General features: G+C 39.1%; 19 protein-coding genes. 8 read left to right on the top strand and 11 right to left on the bottom strand.

Annotated elements, in window-relative coordinates; translation table 11 throughout:
- Positions 1–61: 61 nt before the first annotated feature.
- Entirely contained in the window at positions 62–1,687 is a 1,626-nt protein-coding gene (locus I6F49_RS02115) for a M28 family metallopeptidase (RefSeq protein WP_197178161.1), read from the top strand.
- Positions 1,688–1,813: 126 nt separating this feature from the next.
- Positions 1,814–2,989, top strand: coding sequence for a putative manganese transporter (locus I6F49_RS02110; protein ID WP_197178160.1), 1,176 nt, complete (start codon positions 1,814–1,816; stop codon positions 2,987–2,989).
- 69 nt (positions 2,990–3,058) lie between these two features.
- On the opposite strand, the gene I6F49_RS02105 is transcribed toward I6F49_RS02110, so the two are convergent.
- From I6F49_RS02105 to seqA, 7 genes are all read right to left on the bottom strand, one after another.
- Entirely contained in the window at positions 3,059–3,424 is a 366-nt protein-coding gene (locus I6F49_RS02105) for a DUF805 domain-containing protein (protein WP_197178159.1), read from the bottom strand.
- A gap of 149 nt (positions 3,425–3,573) precedes the next feature.
- Positions 3,574–5,160, bottom strand: a complete 1,587-nt coding sequence (locus tag I6F49_RS02100) for a dihydrolipoyllysine-residue acetyltransferase (protein WP_197178158.1) — start codon at positions 5,158–5,160, stop codon at positions 3,574–3,576.
- A gap of 8 nt (positions 5,161–5,168) precedes the next feature.
- Complete coding sequence (locus I6F49_RS02095; protein ID WP_008171214.1) at positions 5,169–6,146, bottom strand: alpha-ketoacid dehydrogenase subunit beta; 978 nt, start codon at positions 6,144–6,146, stop codon at positions 5,169–5,171.
- Positions 6,146–7,360 (bottom strand): thiamine pyrophosphate-dependent dehydrogenase E1 component subunit alpha, encoded by a 1,215-nt coding sequence (locus I6F49_RS02090; protein WP_197178157.1) that lies wholly within the window; start codon positions 7,358–7,360, stop codon positions 6,146–6,148. Before I6F49_RS02090 ends, I6F49_RS02095 begins: the two co-directional genes overlap by 1 nt.
- A 264-nt stretch (positions 7,361–7,624) precedes the next feature.
- Positions 7,625–8,677: a succinylglutamate desuccinylase gene (gene astE, locus I6F49_RS02085; protein WP_197178156.1), complete on the bottom strand. Its 1,053-nt coding sequence runs from the start codon at positions 8,675–8,677 to the stop codon at positions 7,625–7,627.
- 122 nt (positions 8,678–8,799) lie between these two features.
- The gene (gene pgm, locus I6F49_RS02080; RefSeq protein ID WP_197178155.1) at positions 8,800–10,437 is read right to left on the bottom strand and encodes a phosphoglucomutase (alpha-D-glucose-1,6-bisphosphate-dependent); all 1,638 of its coding nucleotides are present in this window, start codon (positions 10,435–10,437) and stop codon (positions 8,800–8,802) included.
- 9 nt (positions 10,438–10,446) lie between these two features.
- Positions 10,447–11,043, bottom strand: a complete 597-nt coding sequence (gene seqA / locus I6F49_RS02075) for a replication initiation negative regulator SeqA (protein WP_197178154.1) — start codon at positions 11,041–11,043, stop codon at positions 10,447–10,449.
- Between the two features lie 219 nt (positions 11,044–11,262).
- On the opposite strand from seqA, the gene I6F49_RS02070 reads away from it, so the two are divergent.
- The 5 genes from I6F49_RS02070 to fur all read left to right on the top strand — a co-directional run bounded on the left by I6F49_RS02070 (position 11,263) and on the right by fur (position 13,801).
- Positions 11,263–12,030: an alpha/beta fold hydrolase gene (locus I6F49_RS02070; RefSeq protein ID WP_197178153.1), complete on the top strand. Its 768-nt coding sequence runs from the start codon at positions 11,263–11,265 to the stop codon at positions 12,028–12,030.
- 95 nt (positions 12,031–12,125) lie between these two features.
- The gene (locus tag I6F49_RS02065) at positions 12,126–12,347 is read left to right on the top strand and encodes a DUF2788 domain-containing protein (protein WP_002962930.1); all 222 of its coding nucleotides are present in this window, start codon (positions 12,126–12,128) and stop codon (positions 12,345–12,347) included.
- Between the two features lie 2 nt (positions 12,348–12,349).
- Positions 12,350–12,628 carry a LexA regulated protein gene (gene ybfE, locus I6F49_RS02060; protein WP_002962928.1) on the top strand — a complete coding sequence of 93 codons (279 nt, stop codon included), beginning with the start codon at positions 12,350–12,352 and terminating at the stop codon, positions 12,626–12,628.
- A gap of 14 nt (positions 12,629–12,642) precedes the next feature.
- Positions 12,643–13,170 carry a flavodoxin FldA gene (gene fldA, locus I6F49_RS02055; protein ID WP_007586856.1) on the top strand — a complete coding sequence of 176 codons (528 nt, stop codon included), beginning with the start codon at positions 12,643–12,645 and terminating at the stop codon, positions 13,168–13,170.
- A 187-nt stretch (positions 13,171–13,357) separates the two neighbouring features.
- Positions 13,358–13,801, top strand: a complete 444-nt coding sequence (fur, locus tag I6F49_RS02050; RefSeq protein WP_166419623.1) for a ferric iron uptake transcriptional regulator — start codon at positions 13,358–13,360, stop codon at positions 13,799–13,801.
- 109 nt (positions 13,802–13,910) lie between these two features.
- On the opposite strand, the gene glnS is transcribed toward fur, so the two are convergent.
- Complete coding sequence (gene glnS, locus I6F49_RS02045) at positions 13,911–15,569, bottom strand: glutamine--tRNA ligase (protein WP_197178152.1); 1,659 nt, start codon at positions 15,567–15,569, stop codon at positions 13,911–13,913.
- A 218-nt stretch (positions 15,570–15,787) separates the two neighbouring features.
- On the opposite strand from glnS, the gene I6F49_RS02040 reads away from it, so the two are divergent.
- Complete coding sequence (locus I6F49_RS02040) at positions 15,788–16,858, top strand: DUF3083 family protein (RefSeq protein ID WP_197178151.1); 1,071 nt, start codon at positions 15,788–15,790, stop codon at positions 16,856–16,858.
- A gap of 61 nt (positions 16,859–16,919) precedes the next feature.
- Here the strand turns inward: I6F49_RS02040 and sucD are convergent, their stop codons facing one another.
- The 3 genes from sucD to odhB all read right to left on the bottom strand — a co-directional run bounded on the left by sucD (position 16,920) and on the right by odhB (position 20,653).
- Positions 16,920–17,792: a succinate--CoA ligase subunit alpha gene (sucD, locus tag I6F49_RS02035; protein ID WP_007586864.1), complete on the bottom strand. Its 873-nt coding sequence runs from the start codon at positions 17,790–17,792 to the stop codon at positions 16,920–16,922.
- On the bottom strand, positions 17,792–18,958 hold the full coding sequence (gene sucC / locus I6F49_RS02030) for an ADP-forming succinate--CoA ligase subunit beta (protein ID WP_007586870.1): 1,167 nt from the start codon (positions 18,956–18,958) through the stop codon (positions 17,792–17,794). Before sucC ends, sucD begins: the two co-directional genes overlap by 1 nt.
- 177 nt (positions 18,959–19,135) lie before the next feature.
- On the bottom strand, positions 19,136–20,653 hold the full coding sequence (gene odhB / locus I6F49_RS02025) for a 2-oxoglutarate dehydrogenase complex dihydrolipoyllysine-residue succinyltransferase (protein WP_165727884.1): 1,518 nt from the start codon (positions 20,651–20,653) through the stop codon (positions 19,136–19,138).
- Positions 20,654–20,655 lie beyond the last annotated feature (2 nt).

Raw genomic sequence — 20,655 nt, 5'->3', positions numbered from 1 at the left:
CTGGTTCTACTTAATAGAAGTTAATATACTAATCACAACTTAAAACAAAAAAAGAGCTGACATGAAACATTATTTCTCTCTCACACTCCTTGCCACTGCTGTTTTAGCAGGCTGTGCAACAACAAGTATTACGCCTACTGATGTAACCAATGGTTATAACAGTATTCAAGCTGATGAACTGGCTAAACATGTAAAAGTACTCGCTTCGGACGAATTTGGTGGCCGTGCTCCTTCATCGCCTGGCGAAAAGCTAACGCTTGATTATTTAACTGCGCAGTTTAAAGCTTTAGGTTTGGCTCCTGGTAACGGCGATAGTTACTTACAAGAAGTACCGTTAGTTTCTTTAGAAGCAGATTCGAACATGGTGCTTAATATTGGTGGTAAAGATTACCAATACAAAAAAGACATGGTTATGGGTAGTAGCCGAATTAGCGCACAAGAAGGCATAGAAAACTCAGAACTTGTATTTGTGGGTTATGGCGTTAATGCACCTGAATATAACTGGAATGACTACGAAGGCTTAGACGTTAAAGGCAAAACAGTGGTAATGCTGGTTAACGATCCGGGCTTTGCAACAAAAGATCCCGCTTTATTTACTGGCGATGCGATGACCTATTATGGTCGTTGGACATACAAATACGAAGAAGCGAGTCGCCAAGGTGCCGCTGGTGCAATTATTATTCATGAAACAGCACCCGCATCTTACCCGTGGTCGGTTGTTGAAAACTCGTGGAGCGGCGAGCAGTTTGGTTTTCAAAAAGAAAACAACAATATGGACCGTGTTGCAGTTGAAGGCTGGGTTACAACTGACGTAGCAAAAGAACTTTTTGCTAAAGCCGGTTTAGATTTTGATACTGCGAAAGTAAACGCAGCTAAAGGTGCTTACCATGTTGATATGGGTGACTTAACCGCTTCTGTTAGTATTAAAAATACGATTAAAAAGTCGGTGTCGTACAACTTTATTGCTACTTTACCAGGAAGTGAGCAACCAGATGAGCATGTTATTTACTCAGCTCACTGGGATCACTTAGGTACAGATAAAACGCGTAAAGGCGATCAAATTTATAACGGTGCTCACGACAACGCAACTGGCACAGCCGGGCTAATTGAAGTAGCCGAAGCCTTTACTAAATTACCTAAGCATCCTAGCCGCTCAATGACCTTTTTAGCGGTAACTGCTGAAGAGCAAGGTTTATTAGGCTCTAAGTACTATGCAGCTAATCCAGTAATTGCAGCTAATAAAACAGTGGCTAACATAAACATGGATAGCTTAAATTTATTAGGCAAAGTAAAAGACATGAATGTGGTTGGTATTGGTAAATCACAAATGGATGAGTTTTTAGAAACTGCGGCTAAAGAGCAAGGCAGAACAATATCTGGCGATCCTAAACCATCATCAGGTGGCTATTACCGCTCTGATCACTTTGCATTTGCTAATATGGGTATTCCAGCCATGTACGCAGGTGGCGGTACTGTTGCTGCTGATGAAGAAACAGCTAACTACCGTAAACGCATGAGCTTAGTACTTCGCGGTTGTTACCATCAACCGTGCGACCGCTACCGTGATGAATGGGATTTATCGGGTGCTGTTCAAGACTTACAATTATTTTATAAAGTAGGTTTTGATATTTCTGAAACAGAACAGTGGCCAACATGGAATACAAACTCTGAATTTCAGCGTAAGTAGCCTTATTTGAGTTTACTTATCGAAAAATTCAAAGTGAGTAATCGATTTAAATAGATGTAAATGATATTGATTATCATTTAATTAAAATATACAGTGTGACCTAGTTAATTTATTAGGTCGCATTGTATGATTTCACTCCCTCACATTGGTTTTATTACTCCTGCCTCAAAACGATTTTTGAGCCAAAATAAACGCTTACTGCTGCCTTTATTTATTTTAACTTGCCTTGCAATACCGCAATTACGCGAAATAACAATGACCGCACTGAGTGATGCATTTTTTCAAGTGAGTGTGTTTGTTGCTGCTACCCTTTTAATTTATTACTACGCTATAGAACACTTACCTCAATTAGAGCTTAGTTATTTAAGTGCCAAGTCCCCTATTTTAGAAATTAGCTTTGCAGCGGTTTTAGGTGCATTACCTGGCTGTGGTGGCGCTATTATTGTGGTTACTCAATTTACAAAAGGCCAAGCAAGCTTTGGTGCTATTGTTGCTGTGCTAACAGCTACAATGGGAGATGCAGCATTTTTATTACTTGCTACCCGCCCTACTGAAGGCTTGTTAATTATGGGAATAGGGTTAGTTGTGGGTACATTCAGTGGTTTACTGGTTAATACAATACACAAAAAAGACTTTTTACGCCCAACAGCGCAAGAACAAAACCACCAAATTAAAATACTCTCAACTAACATTATTAAAATCAGCAAACCGGTTTGGATGGCAGCAATTATCCCAAGCCTTATAATTGCCTTTTTGATTGCGTTTAATGTTGATTTTTCACAGTTTGGTTCAAGCACAAGTACTGTAATTACGCTATTTGGTGCATTAATGGCTTTATTTATTGTTAGTATTTGGGCACTTTCGTCAAGAGGTGAAAGCTATCAAGAAGTAACGTCAGAAGACGATGCATGTAACCCCCCTTCTAAAATAATAAAAGTATTACAAGATACCCATTTTGTAACGGCATGGGTTGTAGCCTCTTTTATGCTATTTGAGATTTTGGTTAATATTGCAGGACTTGATTTAAAAACGTGGTTTGTACATTACGCCTATTTAGCCCCATTAATTGCAGTGCTTATTGGATTTTTACCCGGCTGTGGCCCGCAAATAATTGTTACAACGCTTTATATTCAAGGCATTATTCCCTTTAGTGCTTTAGCAGGAAACGCAATTTCTAACGATGGTGATGCGTTATTTCCAGCAATAGCAATGGCGCCCAAAGCTGCAGTTATAGCTACGCTTTATACGTCTATTCCCGCTTTAGCTGTAGGCTACGGGTTATATTTTTTTGCTGATATTTAAAAAGTGAGATTTAAAAACACAAAAAAGCTCAGCAATTGCTGAGCTTATTACATGTTGAGTTATTCTTACTTATACAGTTGTAGGTTCTACTGCTAATTCTTTTGGATTTGGACCAAAATCGTTTTCGCCTTCGTGTGAATCTTGAGCAAGGAAAACAATTAAAACAATCCAGCCAATTACTGGCACTAACCAAAGTAGCTGCCACCAGCCTGAACGACCAGTATCATGAAGACGACGAGCACCCGCACTCAATTGAGGGATCAATAAAGCCAAGCTATATATTGTGCTTACGAACATTGTGTCTGTAATACCATCTATAACACCTGTCAAAAACGAAAAACCAATATTAATTAGTATAAACATCCAATATGCTTTACGACGATTACGGCCTGAAAAATCTGCGTAGCTACGCAACGCGTTCATATAATGTTCCATGAAATTTCCTTAGTGTTATTATTTATATTCCCTAACGGGGTTAACTATATTACTTTTTAGTAACATTTGTATCTTAATTAAAAACAGCGCACATTAAAACAAAAAACCAGCTAAAAGCTGGTTTTTATCACATATTAGCAATTTAGCTATTAACTCATAGCCATCATCATTGCAGATGGGTTTTCTAAGTACGATTTCCATAGGTTATTGAAGCGAGCAATAGTGCCGCCATCAATAACGCGATGATCGCCAGACCAACTTACTTGCATAATAGCTTTACTTACAACCTGCCCACTTTCGTCAAAACGCGGTAAATGCTGTAGTTTACCAAGCGCAACAATCGCCACTTCAGGCTTATTAATAATAGGGGTCGCGATAGTGCCGCCAATCGCACCAATATTAGAGATGCTAATTGTCCCACCTTTTAAATCATCGGGTGCAACACGCCCTTCTCTTGCTGAATGAGTTAAGCGTGTTAAATCATTTGCCACATCAACAATGCTCTTACTCTGACACGATTTAATATTAGGCACTAATAAACCAATTTTTGAATCAACCGCTATACCAATATTATGGTCGTTATAATAAGTAAGCTCTGAGCATTCATCGTTCACTTTTGAATTAAGTACTGGGTATTCTTTCATAGCCAGTGACAATGCTTTTACAAAAAATGGCATCATGGTGAGCTTAACGCCCTGTGCTTTGTACTGCTCTTTTAAAGAACTACGCAAAGCTATAAGCTGTGTTAAATCTATTTCGTCACTGAACGTAAAGTGCGGAATAGTTGAAACCGAAGCTACCATTTGCTTGGCCATGGCCGCTTTAATGCCTTTAATTTGCTCTACCCGTACGCCACCGCTTTGATTCTGTGTTTGGTTTTGTACTGCACTTTGAGAAGCATCGCTATTAAGCTGTGAAGTATCAATAGTATTTGGCACTTCGCCTTTTACAAACTCTTCAATATCTTGCTTGTAAATACGTCCATTTTTACCACTACCTGGTACACAGGTTAAATCAACATCTAGTTCGCGAGCTTTACGACGAACCGCAGGTGATGCAACCGCTTTTTGATTGATAATTTTAGTAGCTTGCTGCGTTTTAACAACAGGTGCAGTTTTTTCAACAACAGCATTAGTTTGTGCCTTTACGACCGCTTGGTTTATATCAACATTTGGCTTAGCTGCACTGCCCGCAATTGTCATTTGAAACAACGGGCTATGTACTTTAGCTATTTCGCCTTTTTGATAATATAACTTTTGCACTGTACCTGTATATTTTGCCGGAATTTGTACTAATGCTTTATCCGTCATTACATCGCAAACAGCTTGGTCTTCTTCTATTTCGTCGCCTTCAGCAACTAACCAATCAACAATCTCACACTCAACAATACCTTCACCAATATCCGGTAATATAAAGTCCTCAACCACATCAGCTGCATCATTAGTTTTATTTTCAGCTTGTACTGGCTCTTGTACTACTTCATTGCTAATGCTTTCACCTGCTACATCCATAGCGAATAAAGGGGCATGTACTTTAGCAATCTCACCTTTTAGATAATATAGCTTTGAAATAACGCCATCATGCACTGCCGGAATTTGTACTAATGCTTTGTCTGTCATAACATCGCAAATTGGCTGATCTTCAGATACGGTATCGCCTTCTTGTACTAGCCATTCAACTACTTCGCATTCAACAATGCCTTCACCAATATCGGGTAATATAAAATCTTTAGCCATGGTAACCCCTAAAAATCCATTGATTGTTTAATTGCAGCCAACACTTTTAGTGCATCCGGTACGTATTCTTTTTCAAGTGCCAGCGGGTATGGCGTATCTAGACCACATACACGTAAAATTGGCGACTCTAAATGCAAGAAACACTCTTGTTGTATTGTCGCGGCTATCTCTGCACCAAAGCCATTGGTTATAGGCGCTTCATGACTCACGATTAAACGGCCGGTTTTAATAACCGATTTAGCAATCGTTTCAACATCCCATGGTAAAATACTACGAAGATCAATAACTTCACAGCTTATACCTTGCTCACTTGCTTGCTTTGCTGCATCTTCAATAATCTCCATTTGAGCACCCCACGCTAAAAGCGTAATATCGGCCCCCTCTTGTACTACTTCAGCCGTGCCTAATTCAATACTATAATCTTCTTCTGGCACTTCGCCAATTGATGCACGATATAAACGCTTAGGCTCAAAAAATATGACCGGGTTATCATCTTTAATTGATGCACGTAATAAACCTTTAGCTTGATAAGGGTTACGCGGTACAACTACTTTCAAACCAGGTGTGTGCGCAAAATACGCCTCGGGTGATTGTGAATGGTATAAACCACCGGCAATACCGCCACCATAAGGTGTACGAATAGTTAAGTTACCGACATTAAATTCATTACCACTGCGATAACGAAATTTAGCGGCTTCATTTACTATTTGATCAAACGCTGGGAAAATATAATCAGCAAATTGAATTTCTGCCAATGCAGGCGCACCAAAAGCAGCTAAACCATTAGCAAAACCTAAAATACCTTGCTCGGTTAAAGGCGTATTAAAAACACGATGTTTACCGTACTTTTCTTGCAAGCCCGATGTTGCTCTAAAAACACCACCAAAGTAACCCACATCTTCACCAAAAATACAGGCTTGAGGGTGTTCGTTCATTGTAATGTCGAGCGCAGAGTTAATTGCGTGTAGCATATTCATTTTAGCCATTACTTAATTCTCCCTGCTGTTACTGGGTAGGCATCTGGATGCTGTTTTATATGTTCTTTTAGCTGCTCGTATTGGCGTTGCAATAATGGAATAGGTGTATCGTAAACGTCAGATACCAATTCTTCTAAAGCGGGCTTTGCAACAACTTCAGCACGCTTAAGCGCGGCTAAAATTTCTTCACGAATCGACTCTTTTGCTTTTATATCGTCATCTTCGTTTAGCCAGTCTTGCTTAACAAGCCATTTTCTAAACTTTTCAATAGGACACGTTTGATGATTCGCTTCTTCATCTTTAGAGCGATAACCACTTGGATCGTCTGACGTAGAGTGCGCACCTAAACGATACGCAATCGATTCAATTAATACAGGTTCACCTTGTGTAGAGGCTATTTCACGTGCTTTCTTAGTCGCCGCATACACAGCAAGTGCATCTGTGCCATCAACACGGATTGTTTTAATGCCATAGCCCACGCCACGAGATGCAATACCGTCACCTTTAAATTGCTCATCAGCAGGGGTTGATATTGCATAGCCGTTATTACGTGCAAAAAATATAACCGGCGCTCTGTGAACCGCTGCCATATTTAAACCAGCATGAAAATCACCTTCAGATGCAGCACCTTCACCAAAATAACAAATAGTCACGTTATCAATTGTGCTGGCAAGCTCACCTGTTTTAGCGTCGATGTGTTTGATTTTTTGACCATATGCATATCCTGTTGCCTGTGGTATTTGTGTACCTAGCGGCGAAGAAATAGTCATATAGTTCAATTCTTTAGAACCATAGTGAATCGGCATTTGACGACCTTTGCCTAAATCCAATTCGTTTGAAAACATTTGGTTCATAAATTGATCGAGGGTAAAACCACGATAATGAAGAGCGGCTTGTTCGCGATATTGCGCCATAATCATATCGTCTTGATCAAGCGCCGCAGCAGAGGCTGTAACGGCCGCTTCTTCGCCTAAACACTGCATATAAAAACTTACGCGGCCCTGGCGCTGTGCGCCTTGCATACGTTCATCAAGCAAGCGAATAAAACGCATGGTTTCGTATAATTTAAGTGCGGTATGTTTTGAAATATCAGGTGCGTTTGCACTAGGATGAATGTCGCCGTCCTCAGTTAAAATACTAAGGGTTGGAATATTAAGCGCATTACCATCTATAAATTCTAGATCATGATTAATATTCAGCGATACGTTATTGGGATTACTCATAACCTACCTTCTTTTGTTGTCGGAAAAACAGCGCCCCTGTGGATTATTATTATGGGTGATGGTTGCGAATAAACTTTGCAACATCTGCACTGTCTTTAATTAAAGCTGCCAACACTTTACGTTAACGTAAAGTGTTATTCAACAGATCTGTGACGAAAGAAAAGTAAATACTGTTTAAAAAACTGGCAAGTTAACGATACGCTTACTTTAATTAATATTAATCATATAGTTAACTTTAAGTTACTGGTGGTCTGATGAGTTAAATTAGACGAAATTGCTATCAATATCCATTGGAATAACAGTAAGGAGTGCTCTTTGCCCTAATGCTACGCTCGCATTTGGAAAAATAATAGCCTCTCCTTCAACGTCAGCGTAAATCGCTGTATCACCGTCGGTTGCAAGTAGTGCACCTTTCGCAAAGCCAGTAAAGTTCTCGGCATCGTCAGAAAAAGGAAAGCTAAAATCGTTCTGCGTTCTATTTATTGTGCGATGGACAGCAAACAATTCAAAATCGTTTGCATTAAATTCAGGATATTTAACTTCATTTTGACTAATTAATGCAGTTAAGGTTTGCTTTGTTTTTTCAAAGCGAGCCATGTCGTTTTCACCAAATGGCTTAACTTGGCCCAGCTCTACAGTAAACGAATCAGCACCATGTACAAATGATGAGTAATAGCTAAATGTTGTTGCTGGAGATTTCATCATAAGCACGGTATTTACACCACAGCTCAATAAAAATTGTAACTGCGATTTTTTCCAAGGCTTACCATGCAAATAGGGATATACAGCAAATTTTTCGTTTTTAGAACCACGAATAGCCGTATGTAAATCGTAATGGCATCGGCTGCTGCCCTGCTCACCACGTGCATAAAAGTCGCTTACGTACTGCTCAAGCTTTGCAGCACGGGTACGCTCATTATTCATTGGTACACCTTCAACTGTATGGTGACCGTTAAATAATCTATTTAGGTTTTCTTCTACAAAACGCAGGCCAATATTAATTGATTGTGGATTGCCGTAAATAAACAAAGCGCGCTGTTTAAGTATCAGCTCACCTTTTATAATTTGTTTAATGAGTGAGTCACAAATTTCAATTGGCGCGGTTTCGTTACCGTGTACAGCACTTGAATACACTACGTCTTTTGTTGTTGTAACGGCCGGTTGAAATTCAATAACGCCAGTATCGTGAATAGTAACTTGGGTGCCATTATTTAAAGTAAATTCACCAGCATCTAAATGCCATTCGTTATTACGGCTAAGCGTTAAAAAATCGCCAGTTTGTTTTAATTCATTTAAGTAAGATGGATTGGCTGACATGCAATAAGCCCTTTAAAAAATAATGTGAGAGTAGACTCTTATGCATATATTTTATAAATACATAAGGTATAAAAACAAAAACGGCTGAATAAATCAGCCGTTTTAAAAATCATTAGATTGAGTTAGCTAATAACTGAATCTACAAGCTTTTTAGCTTCTTTTTCAAGTAGCGCTAAATGCTCTTCACCTTTAAATGATTCAAGGTATATTTTATAAATATCTTCGGTACCTGATGGGCGCGCTGCAAACCAGCCATTTTCGGTGACCACTTTTAAACCACCAATAGCGGCATCGTTACCTGGTGCATGAGTCAATTTTTGCAAAATAGGCTCGCCAGCAAGTGTATCTGCTTTAACATCAGAAGCACTCAATGCTTTTAAACGTGATTTTTGACCGCTTGTGGCTGGTGCATCTAGGCGTTTATAAATTGGAGAGCCAAACTCTTGTTCTAATTCTTTATAAAGCGTTGATGGTGTTTTACCTGTTACTGCTAATATTTCTGCAGCGAGTAGACCCATAATAAAGCCGTCTTTGTCTGTACACCATACAGAGCCATCAAAACGTAAGAATGCAGCACCTGCGCTTTCTTCGCCACCAAAGGCAAGCTTACCTTTGCTTAAACCTTCAACAAACCATTTAAAGCCTACTGGTACTTCTTTAACTTTACGGTTGTTACGAGCAGCTACTTTATCGATCATTGAGCTAGAAACGAGTGTTTTACCAATTTCTACGCTTGAGTTCCAATCACGGTGCTTAAGTAAGTAATCGAGTGCCACTGCTAAAAAGTGGTTTGGATTCATTAAACCATCTGGCGTTACAATACCGTGACGATCGTAGTCAGGGTCGTTACCAATAGACACATCAAAATCATCTTTTAGTGCAATAAGGTTCGCCATTGAATAAGGCGATGAACAATCCATACGAATTTTGCCATCTTTATCAAGTGGCATAAAAGCAAAACGAGGATCGACCGCGTCATTAACAACGGTTAAATCTAAATTATATTTTTTTGCAATAACTGGCCAAAAATTAATACCTGAACCACCTAATGGATCAATACCAATTTTGATACCTGCATCGCTAATTGCTTTTAAATTAACGATATTTGCTAAATCATCAATGTATGGCGTCATTAAATCTTCGTAACGAATAAAACCAGAACGCGATGCTTTAGCAAATGGGAATAGTTCAACTTCAACTAAATCTTCTAATAAAAGTTGATTAGCTCTGTCTTCAATCCATTTCGTTACGTCTGTATCAGCAGGTCCGCCGTTAGGTGGGTTATATTTAAAACCACCATCTTCAGGAGGGTTATGCGAAGGTGTAACCACAATCCCGTCGGCAAGCTCATTTGGATGAAGCTTATTATGGCTTACAATTGCATGGCTGATAACGGGTGTTGGCGTAAAATCGCCGTCTTCTTGTGTTATCACTTGCACTTCGTTAGCAACTAATACTTCAATAGCAGAATTAAATGCAGCCTCACTCAAAGCGTGTGTGTCTTTACCTAAAAATAACGGACCAAAAATATCATTTTGTTTTCTATAATCACAAATAGCTTGAGTAATGGCTAAAATATGAGACTCGTTAAATTTAACATCGTAAGAACAACCACGGTGGCCTGATGTACCAAAGGCAACACAATGCTCTGGATTTTGTTCAAGATCAGGTTCGTTTAAGTAATACGCAGATACTAATTTAGGTACGTTAACCAGTGCCGATTGTGGAGCAGTTTTGCCTGCGCCTGAATGAATAGCCATTATATTTCCTTACAGGTAATCGCGAATTTTTTCAGCTTGCTCTGCACTATAACCAAGGCAAAGAGCCACTTCATGAAGCATCATTTTTTTACGCGTAGTATTAGAATTCGTCATAACCCAGTATTCGCTATCGGTTATGTTTTTAGGATTCATGCTACTGCCGCTATTGACCAAGTCTTCTTTACTGGTAGCAAAGTAAACACGGTCACGCCCTTTTATATCTAATACAGCCGAAAAATCAGATTTATGTGTGCGGTAAAATGCACTTAAAATAAACAAAAAGCGTCCAACAACGCCCTTTTGCATTGCCAGCTCTTCTTTATTTAATACATTAAAAACATTATCGCTTTTTTGCTTCACTGGTATGACAGCTAAAGGCGTTTGTTTTTTTGAAGTCTCAGTAGCAGATGGCTCTGAGCTTTTTAATGTGGCGGTAGACGTAGTCGCAGTTTGATTGTTTTGAGTTAGTTCTACGTTTGCGGTTTGAATTTTTTCGCCGCTCAGATTTAATAAACGACGTAAAATAGTGGATGCACTTTCACCAATACTTTGAGTATTGCTTGCAATATATTGATATAACTCGTCGTCTATGTCGATTTGTTTCATGTTCTTCCTGTCATTACGGGTCACATTTTTTTCTCCCGTGTGATTATACCCAAACCAATCAAAAATGCGAGTTACAACAAGCACTCCCATAAACATATTAATATTTACCTAATTGTTGTTGATTTAACGCCCAAAAGCCCAATTTAACAAATAGTGACTGTATTTTTTGCTTTTTAGCGCAATGCTCGGCAAACTATGCGAAATTTTTAGGAGGCGGGTATGCAGTTAAATTACAAGCAACAAGGGCAAGGTCCTAATGTTGTTTTGATCCATGGGCTTTTTGGCTCCTTAGAAAACCTAAATGTAATCGCAAAACCACTAAGTGAAAACTTTAATGTGATTAATGTCGATCTGCGCAACCACGGACTTTCACCTCATAGTGATGAAATGAATTACCCGGCAATGGCACAAGACATTGTTGAGTTATTAGCGCATTTAAACATAGATAAAGCACATTTAGTTGGGCATTCAATGGGCGGTAAAGTGGCAATGGAATTAGCACTTACGCATCCTGAACTTGTAAATAAACTTGTTGTACTTGATATTGCACCTGTTAGTTACCCTGCTCGCCACACAAAAATATTACAGGCTCTAAAAGCAGTTTCAGCGCAGTCAATAGATGATAGAAAACAAGCTGATTTAATAATGCAGCCTTATATAGAAGATCTGGGAGTTCGACAGTTTTTACTTAAGAGCCTCGCTAAAAATGATGAAGGTCATTTTGCATGGCGATTTAACTTAAATGTGCTTGACGAAAAATATTCGACAATCACATCCAATGTTAATGAAAATAATTCTTGTTTGTGCGATACTCTCTTCATTAAAGGTAATGATTCTGACTATATTTTACCTGAGCATCGTATTGCAATTACAGCACGCTTTAAAAACACTAAGGCTAAAATTATACATGGCGCAGGCCATTGGCTTCATGCTCAAAAGCCCCTTGCTGTTAATAAAGCGATAAATGACTTTTTAACTGCGGTTTAGAGCAATTTTAATCGCGTGTTTTTGATTCTGCGCACTAAATATATGTATATTTATATGCTATAGTACGCGCCGTTTAATTTAAAGGTTATACGTTGATGGTCAGTCAGTTAATTAACGAATTTGATACCCTAGGGTTATATTTTGGCTTAGCCGGTATTTTCATATTCATCGGCATGGCAATTAAAGACGTACTAAAAAGTGGTAATGTGCCAAAGTTCGGACAATATATTGTCTGGGGCGTACTCTTTTTAGGTTGTTCGGGCTTTATTGCTAAAGGGCTTATTCAAGTATTTTGGCAAGGCGCAGGTGTAGGTTAGGCATGGCGAAGTCAGAAACAGATAGAACTACACTCGATTTATTTGAATACGAAAAACGCCCAGGCAGACCTAAAACCAATCCCCTTTCACGGGATATGCAGTTAAAGGTAAATAAACGTAATCAAATAAAAAGAGATAAAGCACGTGGTTTAAAACGTGTTGAATTTAAAGTTTCATCGCAGTTATATCAAGCATTAAGTGATATGGCAGATGCACAAAATATTAGCCGCAGTGCGCTGATTGAAACGATTTTACAAGAAAGATTGGCTATTGATACATAAAAGGTTTTAAATCCATGGCAAGTGTAGGCATTTTTTTCGGAAGTGACACAGGTAACACAGAACACGTAGCAAAAATGATCCAAAAAGAATTGGGCAAAAAGCTTGTGGCTGTTCATGATATTGCAAAAAGCTCTAAAGAAGAGATTGCTGAATTTGATTTGATCTTATTCGGTATCCCTACTTGGTACTACGGCGAAGCACAATGTGACTGGGATGACTTTTTCCCAGAACTTGAAGAAGTAGACTTTGAAGGTAAGCTTGTTGCTATTTTTGGTTGTGGAGACCAAGAAGATTACGCTGAGTACTTTTTAGATGCGATGGGCATGATCAACGATATTGTCACTGAACGTGGCGCTATTGTTGTTGGTCATTGGCCAAGTGAAAGCTATGACTTTGAAGCTTCTAAGGGCATGGCAGACGATAAGCATTTTGTAGGTTTAGGCATCGACGAAGACCGTCAACCAGAACTAACAGAACAACGCGTTAAAGCATGGTCTGCTCAAGTATATGAAGAAATGTGTTTAAGCGAATTAGCTGACTAATTTCGACCCTTCCAACGCTAACTGTTTAAATAATTATCAAACAGTTAGCGTTTTAAGCTTTAGTAGCAATATATATCAATTGTTCTTTGCACTTAATGCTTAGGCACGTTATCCTGTTCGTTGCTAATGTGTCGTGTACATCTTTGCAAGATGTCTAGTATAACCAAATAAAATTGAGACAGATTTAATGACTGATCATAACTTGGAACTTAAAAAAGCCGGTTTAAAAGTAACTTTACCGCGAATTAAAATATTAGAGATTTTACAATCTCCAGATAACCAACACATCAGCGCTGAAGATGTTTACAAAATTCTTTTGGACCTAGGTGAAGAAATTGGTCTTGCAACGGTATATCGTGTACTTAACCAATTTGATGATGCAGGTATTGTAAGCCGTCATCACTTTGAAGGTGGAAAGTCTGTATTTGAACTTTCTGGAAGCACTCACCACGATCATTTAGTATGTTTGAAATGTGGTAAAGTTGTAGAATTTGAAGATGAAATGATTGAACGCCGTCAATTAGAAATTTCTGAAGCAAATGGTATAACACTGACAAACCATTCTTTATATTTATACGGTGAGTGTAACGATAAAGCAGCGTGTAAAGAATTTAGCGACGCAAACAGCTAATACCGCTTTTAAAAGCAATAAAAAACCTGCTAAGTGCAGGTTTTTTTGTGTCTAAATTACGATAGTATATAGTGAGCCGGTATAAATACAGGCTCATTATTAAACGTAGCTACTGTGTTTTAGACCATGAATCGCGAAGACCCACTGTTTGGTTAAATACAACGTTCTCTGATTTAGAATCACGAGAGAAATAACCTGTACGCTCAAACTGGAAGCCCTGCTCTGCTTGTGAATTAGCAAGCGATGGCTCTAATTTAGCGTTTGATAAAACAACCAGTGACTCAGGATTTAATGTTGTTTCAAACTCATCAGCGGCTGCTGGGTTTGGCACACTAAACAAACGGTCGTATAAACGAACTTCTGCTGTAATAGACTCTGGCGCTGAAACCCAGTGAATTACACCTTTTACTTTACGTCCGTCACTTGGGTTTTTACCGAGTGTTTCTGTATCGTAAGTACAAAAGATAGTTGTTATTTCACCATTTTCATCTTTTTCAACACGCTGTGCTTTAATAACATAAGCACCACGTAAGCGTACTTCTTTATCAAGCACTAAACGTTTAAACTTGTTATTCGCTTCTTCTTTAAAGTCTTCTCGTTCAATGTAAATTTCGCGAGTAAATGGTACATCACGACGACCCATTTCTTCTTTATTTGGGTGGTTAGCCACAGATAAAACCTCAACCTTGTCTGCATCGTAGTTTTCAATAACAACTTTAACAGGATCGAGCACAGCCATTGCGCGTGGTGCATTTTCGTTTAGATCTTCACGGATACACGCTTCTAGCATGCCCATTTCGACCATATTTTCTTGCTTTGTCACACCAATACGTAAGCAAAACTCACGGATTGAGCCCGGTGTATAACCACGACGACGTAGACCTGCAATTGTAGGCATACGTGGGTCATCCCACCCCTCTACATGGTTGTTTACCACTAAGTCGCTTAGCTTGCGCTTAGACATAATTGTGTATTCAAGATTTAAGCGTGAAAACTCAATTTGTTGCGGATGACATTCTAAGCTGATGTTATCAAGTACCCAGTCGTACAAACGGCGATTATCTTGAAACTCAAGTGTACATAATGAGTGCGTAATACCTTCTAGCGCATCAGAAATACAGTGTGTAAAGTCGTACATTGGGTAAATGCACCACTTGTCAGCTGTTTGGTGATGATGGGCAAAACGTACGCGATAAATAATTGGATCGCGAAGCACCATAAATGAGCTTGCCATATCAATTTTAGCACGCAGAACACATTCACCTTCTTTGAATTCACCAGCACGCATTTTTTCAAATAACGCTAGGTTTTCTTCAACTGATGTATCTCTGTAAGGGCTGTTTTTACCTGGCTCTTTTAATGTGCCACGATATTCACGTGCTTGATCGGCTGTTAAAAAACAAACGTACGCTAAGCCTTTTTCAATTAACTCAACAGCGTAGCCATATAAAGTATCAAAATAATTAGAAGAGTACTTTATATCGCCATCCCAGTTAAAACCTAACCACTGTACGTCTTCTTTTATAGAATTAACGTAGTTAATATCTTCTTTTTCTGGGTTTGTATCGTCGAAACGTAGGTTACATAAACCATTGTAATCTTTTGCAATACCAAAATTTAAACAAATTGATTTGGCATGACCAATATGCAAAAAGCCATTTGGTTCAGGTGGGAAACGTGTATGCGTAGTGGCATGTTTTCCACTTGATAAGTCTTCATCAATTCGGGTTCTAATAAAGTTACTTGGGCGATTCTCAGTTTCCGCCATAGGAGTGCAGTCCTCTAAATATTACGTAATAACAAAACTAATGCATTATTACAAAAACATACACTAACATACAGCAATAGATTAAGGTTTATTTTAGATATTGGTTAACTTTAATTCACCTGAACGCTTGTTTATGAATAAAATTTGTTTTAACGCAATATTTAAGTCATCAAAGCCAATTATAGTGGCCTAATAACCTACTTTATAAGGATTAGAAGATGGCTACACTTAATCAACATCGTGTATATATTCCAACCAATGCGCGCGCCAATCACTACTTACTAGCCGAAATAACGCCTGATGAGGCATTTTTTAATAGCTTTAGTAATATTAACTGCTGTTATAAGCGCATTGCTCGTCAGTTATTTGCATGTTGCGATGAATATGAACTTTATAATGTGCATTTACTAGCGAACGATAAACTACCCGTTGTGCGTTTTCATGATGAGTCATACCAGCTAGAAACCGATAAGCAAATGCTGTTTTTTTATAACCCTCGTTATCACGAAGCACATAAACTACATTACACACCAGACAAAAAAAGTAAAAAAATACGTTTGTTGTTTTTAGCCACGGGTGACGATTTACGTGCAAATTCGGCCTTGTTCCACAATAAAGTACAAAAAGTATTAAACCTGCTACAAGAACAGTTATTTTTAAATCAACCTCAATTTAAACTTAGAGATCACCAGCATTTAACTTACGATTTATTTGCTAAACATAAAGGTAATAAAGAGAGCTACGGATATAAACTAAGAAGCCTCTACCCTCGTTACCAGTCAAGGCACTGCAATATACCGGGTGACTATGCTGAAATGACTTATGCAACATTTACTATCCCGGTCTCTCGTGCAATCAAAACACAATTTCAAACATTAATGAACAATAACGATTTTGATAAGTTTTATGATTATTTTGCTTATGCATTTATTCGTGCGTGTCAAAATAACAAACTAAACCATGGTGCGATGGTAGCTAATGGTGCTACGCCTATTGTTCGAAATAGTAAAATAGATAAAAGCGAAAGTAATACAGAGTTACAAAAGCTTAGCTTTGATATCGAATCAAAAGATAATCAAATCAAATATTTTTATGAAGCCGATAAATTAGTAGAAACACTTCACTTTGTTATTGTTGCGACGAGCCAGGATAAGCATGAAATGGGGTATGGTCGGTTTATGAACCAAGTAGAAAAAACTATTCACGCATTATCCGATGAGCTTACTATAAATAAACAGCGCCAAGATTTGTCAGTGCGCTTTTTTCAGCATATTAGTTATCCATTCTAAATATTTTTCGCCGATAACAAAAAGGCCCGCATAAGCGGGCCTTTTTAAAAGAAACAAGCGATTACCAGCCTGTTTTCTCTTTAAGTGCTTTACCAATATCAGCAAGTGAACGTACAGTTTTTACGCCCGCAGCTTCTAATGCAGCAAATTTTTCATCAGCAGTACCTTTACCGCCTGCGATGATTGCGCCAGCGTGACCCATACGCTTACCTTCTGGTGCAGTAACACCAGCAATGTAAGATACTACAGGTTTAGTTACGTTAGCTTTGATGTACTCTGCAGCTTCTTCTTCTGCAGTACCACCAATTTCACCAATCATTACGATTGCTTCAGTTTGTGGATCTTTTTCGAACATTTCTAAAACGTCGATAAAGTTAGTACCTGGAATTGGATCACCACCAATACCAACACACGTAGACTGACCAAAACCAGCATCAGTAGTTTGCTTAACTGCTTCGTACGTTAAAGTACCAGAGCGAGAAACAATACCTACTTTACCAGGTTTGTGAATATGACCAGGCATGATACCAATCTTAGTTTGACCAGGAGTAATAACACCTGGGCAGTTAGGACCGATCATACGAGTACCTGTTTGATCTAGTTTGATTTTAACATCAACCATATCAAGTGTAGGGATACCTTCAGTGATACAAACTATTAGCTCGATGCCAGCATCGATAGCTTCTAAGATTGCATCTTTACAGAAAGGAGCTGGTACGTAGATAACTGAAGCAGTTGCGCCAGTTTCTTTTACAGCATCACGAACTGTGTTGAATACAGGAAGACCAAGGTGCGTTTGACCGCCTTTACCTGGGCTAACACCACCAACCATTTGTGTACCATACTCAAGCGCTTGCTCTGAGTGGAAAGTACCTTGGCCACCAGTGAAACCTTGACAGATAACTTTTGTATCTTTATTGATTAATACAGACATTATTTGCCCTCCGCAGCAGCAACAACTTTTTCAGCAGCGTCTGTTAGTGATTCAGCAGCAATGATATCTAGACCAGAGTTCTTAAGAACTTCACGACCTAATTCAGCATTAGTACCTTCTAAACGTACAACTACTGGTACGGTTACGCCAACTTCTTTAACTGCGCCAATGATGCCTTCAGCAATCATGTCACAACGTACGATACCGCCAAAGATGTTTACTAAAACAGCTTTAACATTGTCGTCAGAAAGAATGATTTTGAATGCTTCAGAAACACGTTCTTTAGTCGCGCCGCCACCAACATCCAAGAAGTTAGCCGGTTTGCCGCCGTGTAGGTTTACGATGTCCATAGTACCCATTGCTAGGCCTGCACCGTTAACCATACAACCAACATTACCGTCTAGAGCAACGTAGTTAAGCTCGAAGCTTGCTGCGTGTGCTTCACGAGCATCTTCTTGAGATGGATCGTGGAATTCACGGATTTTAGGTTGACGGTAAAGTGCATTACCATCAATACCGATTTTTCCGTCAAGACAGTGAAGGTTGCCTTCGTCTGTAATTACTAACGGGTTGATTTCAAGTAGTGCGAAATCAAAATCAGTGAACATTTTACCAAGACCCATAAAGATCTTAACAAACTGTTTCATTTGTACTGGGTTAAGACCCAATTTGAAACCTAGTTCACGTGCTTGGTAAGCTTGAGGACCTACTAACGGGTCGATCTCTGCTTTGTGGATAAGCTCTGGTGTTTCTTCAGCAACAGTTTCAATTTCAACGCCGCCTTCAGTAGACGCCATGAAAACTACTTTACGAGATGCACGGTCAACTACTGCACCTAGGTACAATTCGTTAGCAATGTCAGTACAGCTTTCTACTAAAATTTTAGCTACTGGCTGGCCTTTCTCGTCTGTTTGGTAAGTAACTAGGTTTTTACCTAACCAGTTAGCTGCAAACGCTTTTACTTCTTCGATAGTTTTAACTAGCTTTACACCGCCAGCTTTACCACGTCCACCTGCGTGAACCTGAGTTTTAACAACCCACATATCGCCGCCAATTTTTTCAGCAGCTGCAGCAGCTTCTTCAGGTGTATCGCAAGCGTAACCTGTAGAAACTGGTAAACCATATTCGGCAAAAAGTTGTTTTGCCTGATACTCATGCAAATTCATGATGCTTTATCCAATTTTTTATACTAAAAGAGCTGAATATTTTTTCAAATAAACAACTATCCCAAATTGCGCACCTAGTATAGATCCCAAGGCTTAACATGAAAACCCCAGTAAGACCAAAGGCGCAAAAAAAAAGCTGTGAATGTTCATTCACAGCTTACATTTCATACAACTAGATTAAACATCTAGCAATAAGCGAGTTGGATCTTCAAGTAACTCTTTAATAGTCACTAAGAAACCAACAGATTCTTTACCATCAATGATGCGGTGGTCATAAGAAAGTGCTAAATACATCATAGGAAGTATTTCAACTTTACCATTTACTGCCATAGGACGGTCTTGGATTTTATGCATACCCAAAATCGAAGATTGTGGCAAGTTAATGATAGGTGTAGATAGTAATGAACCAAATACACCACCATTAGTAATAGTGAAGTTACCACCCGTCATATCAGCAAGCGTTAGCTTACCATCACGACCTTTAAGTGCTAGTTCACGAATACCTTTTTCGATTTCAGCAACAGATAGCTTGTCACAATCTTTAAGTACTGGAGTAACTAGACCACGTGGAGTAGATACTGCAATGCTGATATCAAAATAGTTGTGGTAAACAATATCGTCACCATCAATTGATGCGTTAACATCTGGGAAACGCTTAAGTGCTTCAGTTACCGCTTTCACGTAGAAAGACATGAAACCTAAACGAATACCATGACGCTTTTCAAACGTTTCTTGATACTGCTTACGAAGGCTCATGATTGGTCCCATGTTCACTTCGTTGAATGTTGTTAACATTGCAGTTGAGTTTTTAGCTTCAAGAAGACGTGTCGCAATCGTTTTACGTAAACGAGTCATAGGAACACGTTTTTGAGTACGATCGCCCATCGGTGCTGCTGGAGCAGAAGCTTCTGCTTTTTTAGCCGCTGGCGCTGGTGCTTTTAAGAAAGTATCAACGTCTTCTTTAGTTACACGACCATTTTTACCCGTGCCTTTAATTTTAGAAGCGTCTAAGCCTTTCTCAGCGATTAAACGACGAACTGATGGAGTTAACACATCTGAACTTTCGCTTGAATCCGCTGCTGGCGCTGCGTCTGCTTTTGCAGCTGGAGCCGCTGGTGCACCGCCTGCTTTAACCGAACCAATTACTTGCTCGCCTAATACAGTATCGCCTTCGCCGTGAATGATATCACCCATGATTCCATCTTCTTGAGCTACTACTTCAAGAACAACTTTATCTGTTTCAATATCTACCAAGTTTTGGTCGCGTGTTACAGCGTCACCTGGTTGTACATGCCATGTAGCAATTGTTGCGTCTGCAACTGATTCTGGAAGTACAGGTACTTTAATATCCACTTCTTTACCTTCTGATGCTGGTGCTGATTGCGCCGCTGGCGCGTCTTCTGATTTAGCGGGTGCTGATTCTTCTTTAGTTGAACCTTCACTTGCTGGCGCTGCATCAGCATCACCAAGTAAACCCATAACTTGATCGCCAAGTACGGTTGCACCTTCTTCTTGTGATATCTCTGTAATTACACCGTCGTGCTGTGCAACAACTTCTAGAACCACTTTATCTGTTTCAATGTCTACTAAGTTTTGATCACGAGTTACTTTGTCGCCAACACTTACATGCCATGTAGCAACGGTAGCATCTGCAACCGACTCAGGAAGAACAGGAACTTTAATTTCTGTGCTCATTG

The organism is Pseudoalteromonas sp. SWN166, from assembly GCF_015864485.1.
GTDB lineage: Bacteria > Pseudomonadota > Gammaproteobacteria > Enterobacterales > Alteromonadaceae > Pseudoalteromonas.
This window is presented reverse-complemented; position numbering and strand designations above follow the sequence as displayed.

What these genes read in the sequence shown, in the direction of transcription:
- fur (WP_166419623.1), top strand. Translation starts at nt 13,358, where the DNA reads ATGACTGATCATAACTTGGAACTTAAAAAAGCCGGTTTAAAAGTAACT.
- odhB (WP_165727884.1), bottom strand. Translation starts at nt 20,653, where the DNA reads ATGAGCACAGAAATTAAAGTTCCTGTTCTTCCTGAGTCGGTTGCAGAT.
- I6F49_RS02040 (WP_197178151.1), top strand. Translation starts at nt 15,788, where the DNA reads ATGGCTACACTTAATCAACATCGTGTATATATTCCAACCAATGCGCGC.
- astE (WP_197178156.1), bottom strand. Translation starts at nt 8,677, where the DNA reads ATGTCAGCCAATCCATCTTACTTAAATGAATTAAAACAAACTGGCGAT.
- I6F49_RS02090 (WP_197178157.1), bottom strand. Translation starts at nt 7,360, where the DNA reads ATGAGTAATCCCAATAACGTATCGCTGAATATTAATCATGATCTAGAA.
- I6F49_RS02095 (WP_008171214.1), bottom strand. Translation starts at nt 6,146, where the DNA reads ATGGCTAAAATGAATATGCTACACGCAATTAACTCTGCGCTCGACATT.
- seqA (WP_197178154.1), bottom strand. Translation starts at nt 11,043, where the DNA reads ATGAAACAAATCGACATAGACGACGAGTTATATCAATATATTGCAAGC.
- I6F49_RS02110 (WP_197178160.1), top strand. Translation starts at nt 1,814, where the DNA reads ATGATTTCACTCCCTCACATTGGTTTTATTACTCCTGCCTCAAAACGA.
- sucD (WP_007586864.1), bottom strand. Translation starts at nt 17,792, where the DNA reads ATGTCTGTATTAATCAATAAAGATACAAAAGTTATCTGTCAAGGTTTC.
- I6F49_RS02065 (WP_002962930.1), top strand. Translation starts at nt 12,126, where the DNA reads ATGGTCAGTCAGTTAATTAACGAATTTGATACCCTAGGGTTATATTTT.
- I6F49_RS02105 (WP_197178159.1), bottom strand. Translation starts at nt 3,424, where the DNA reads ATGGAACATTATATGAACGCGTTGCGTAGCTACGCAGATTTTTCAGGC.
- sucC (WP_007586870.1), bottom strand. Translation starts at nt 18,958, where the DNA reads ATGAATTTGCATGAGTATCAGGCAAAACAACTTTTTGCCGAATATGGT.
- glnS (WP_197178152.1), bottom strand. Translation starts at nt 15,569, where the DNA reads ATGGCGGAAACTGAGAATCGCCCAAGTAACTTTATTAGAACCCGAATT.
- I6F49_RS02100 (WP_197178158.1), bottom strand. Translation starts at nt 5,160, where the DNA reads ATGGCTAAAGATTTTATATTACCCGATATTGGTGAAGGCATTGTTGAA.
- I6F49_RS02115 (WP_197178161.1), top strand. Translation starts at nt 62, where the DNA reads ATGAAACATTATTTCTCTCTCACACTCCTTGCCACTGCTGTTTTAGCA.
- I6F49_RS02070 (WP_197178153.1), top strand. Translation starts at nt 11,263, where the DNA reads ATGCAGTTAAATTACAAGCAACAAGGGCAAGGTCCTAATGTTGTTTTG.
- fldA (WP_007586856.1), top strand. Translation starts at nt 12,643, where the DNA reads ATGGCAAGTGTAGGCATTTTTTTCGGAAGTGACACAGGTAACACAGAA.
- ybfE (WP_002962928.1), top strand. Translation starts at nt 12,350, where the DNA reads ATGGCGAAGTCAGAAACAGATAGAACTACACTCGATTTATTTGAATAC.
- pgm (WP_197178155.1), bottom strand. Translation starts at nt 10,437, where the DNA reads ATGGCTATTCATTCAGGCGCAGGCAAAACTGCTCCACAATCGGCACTG.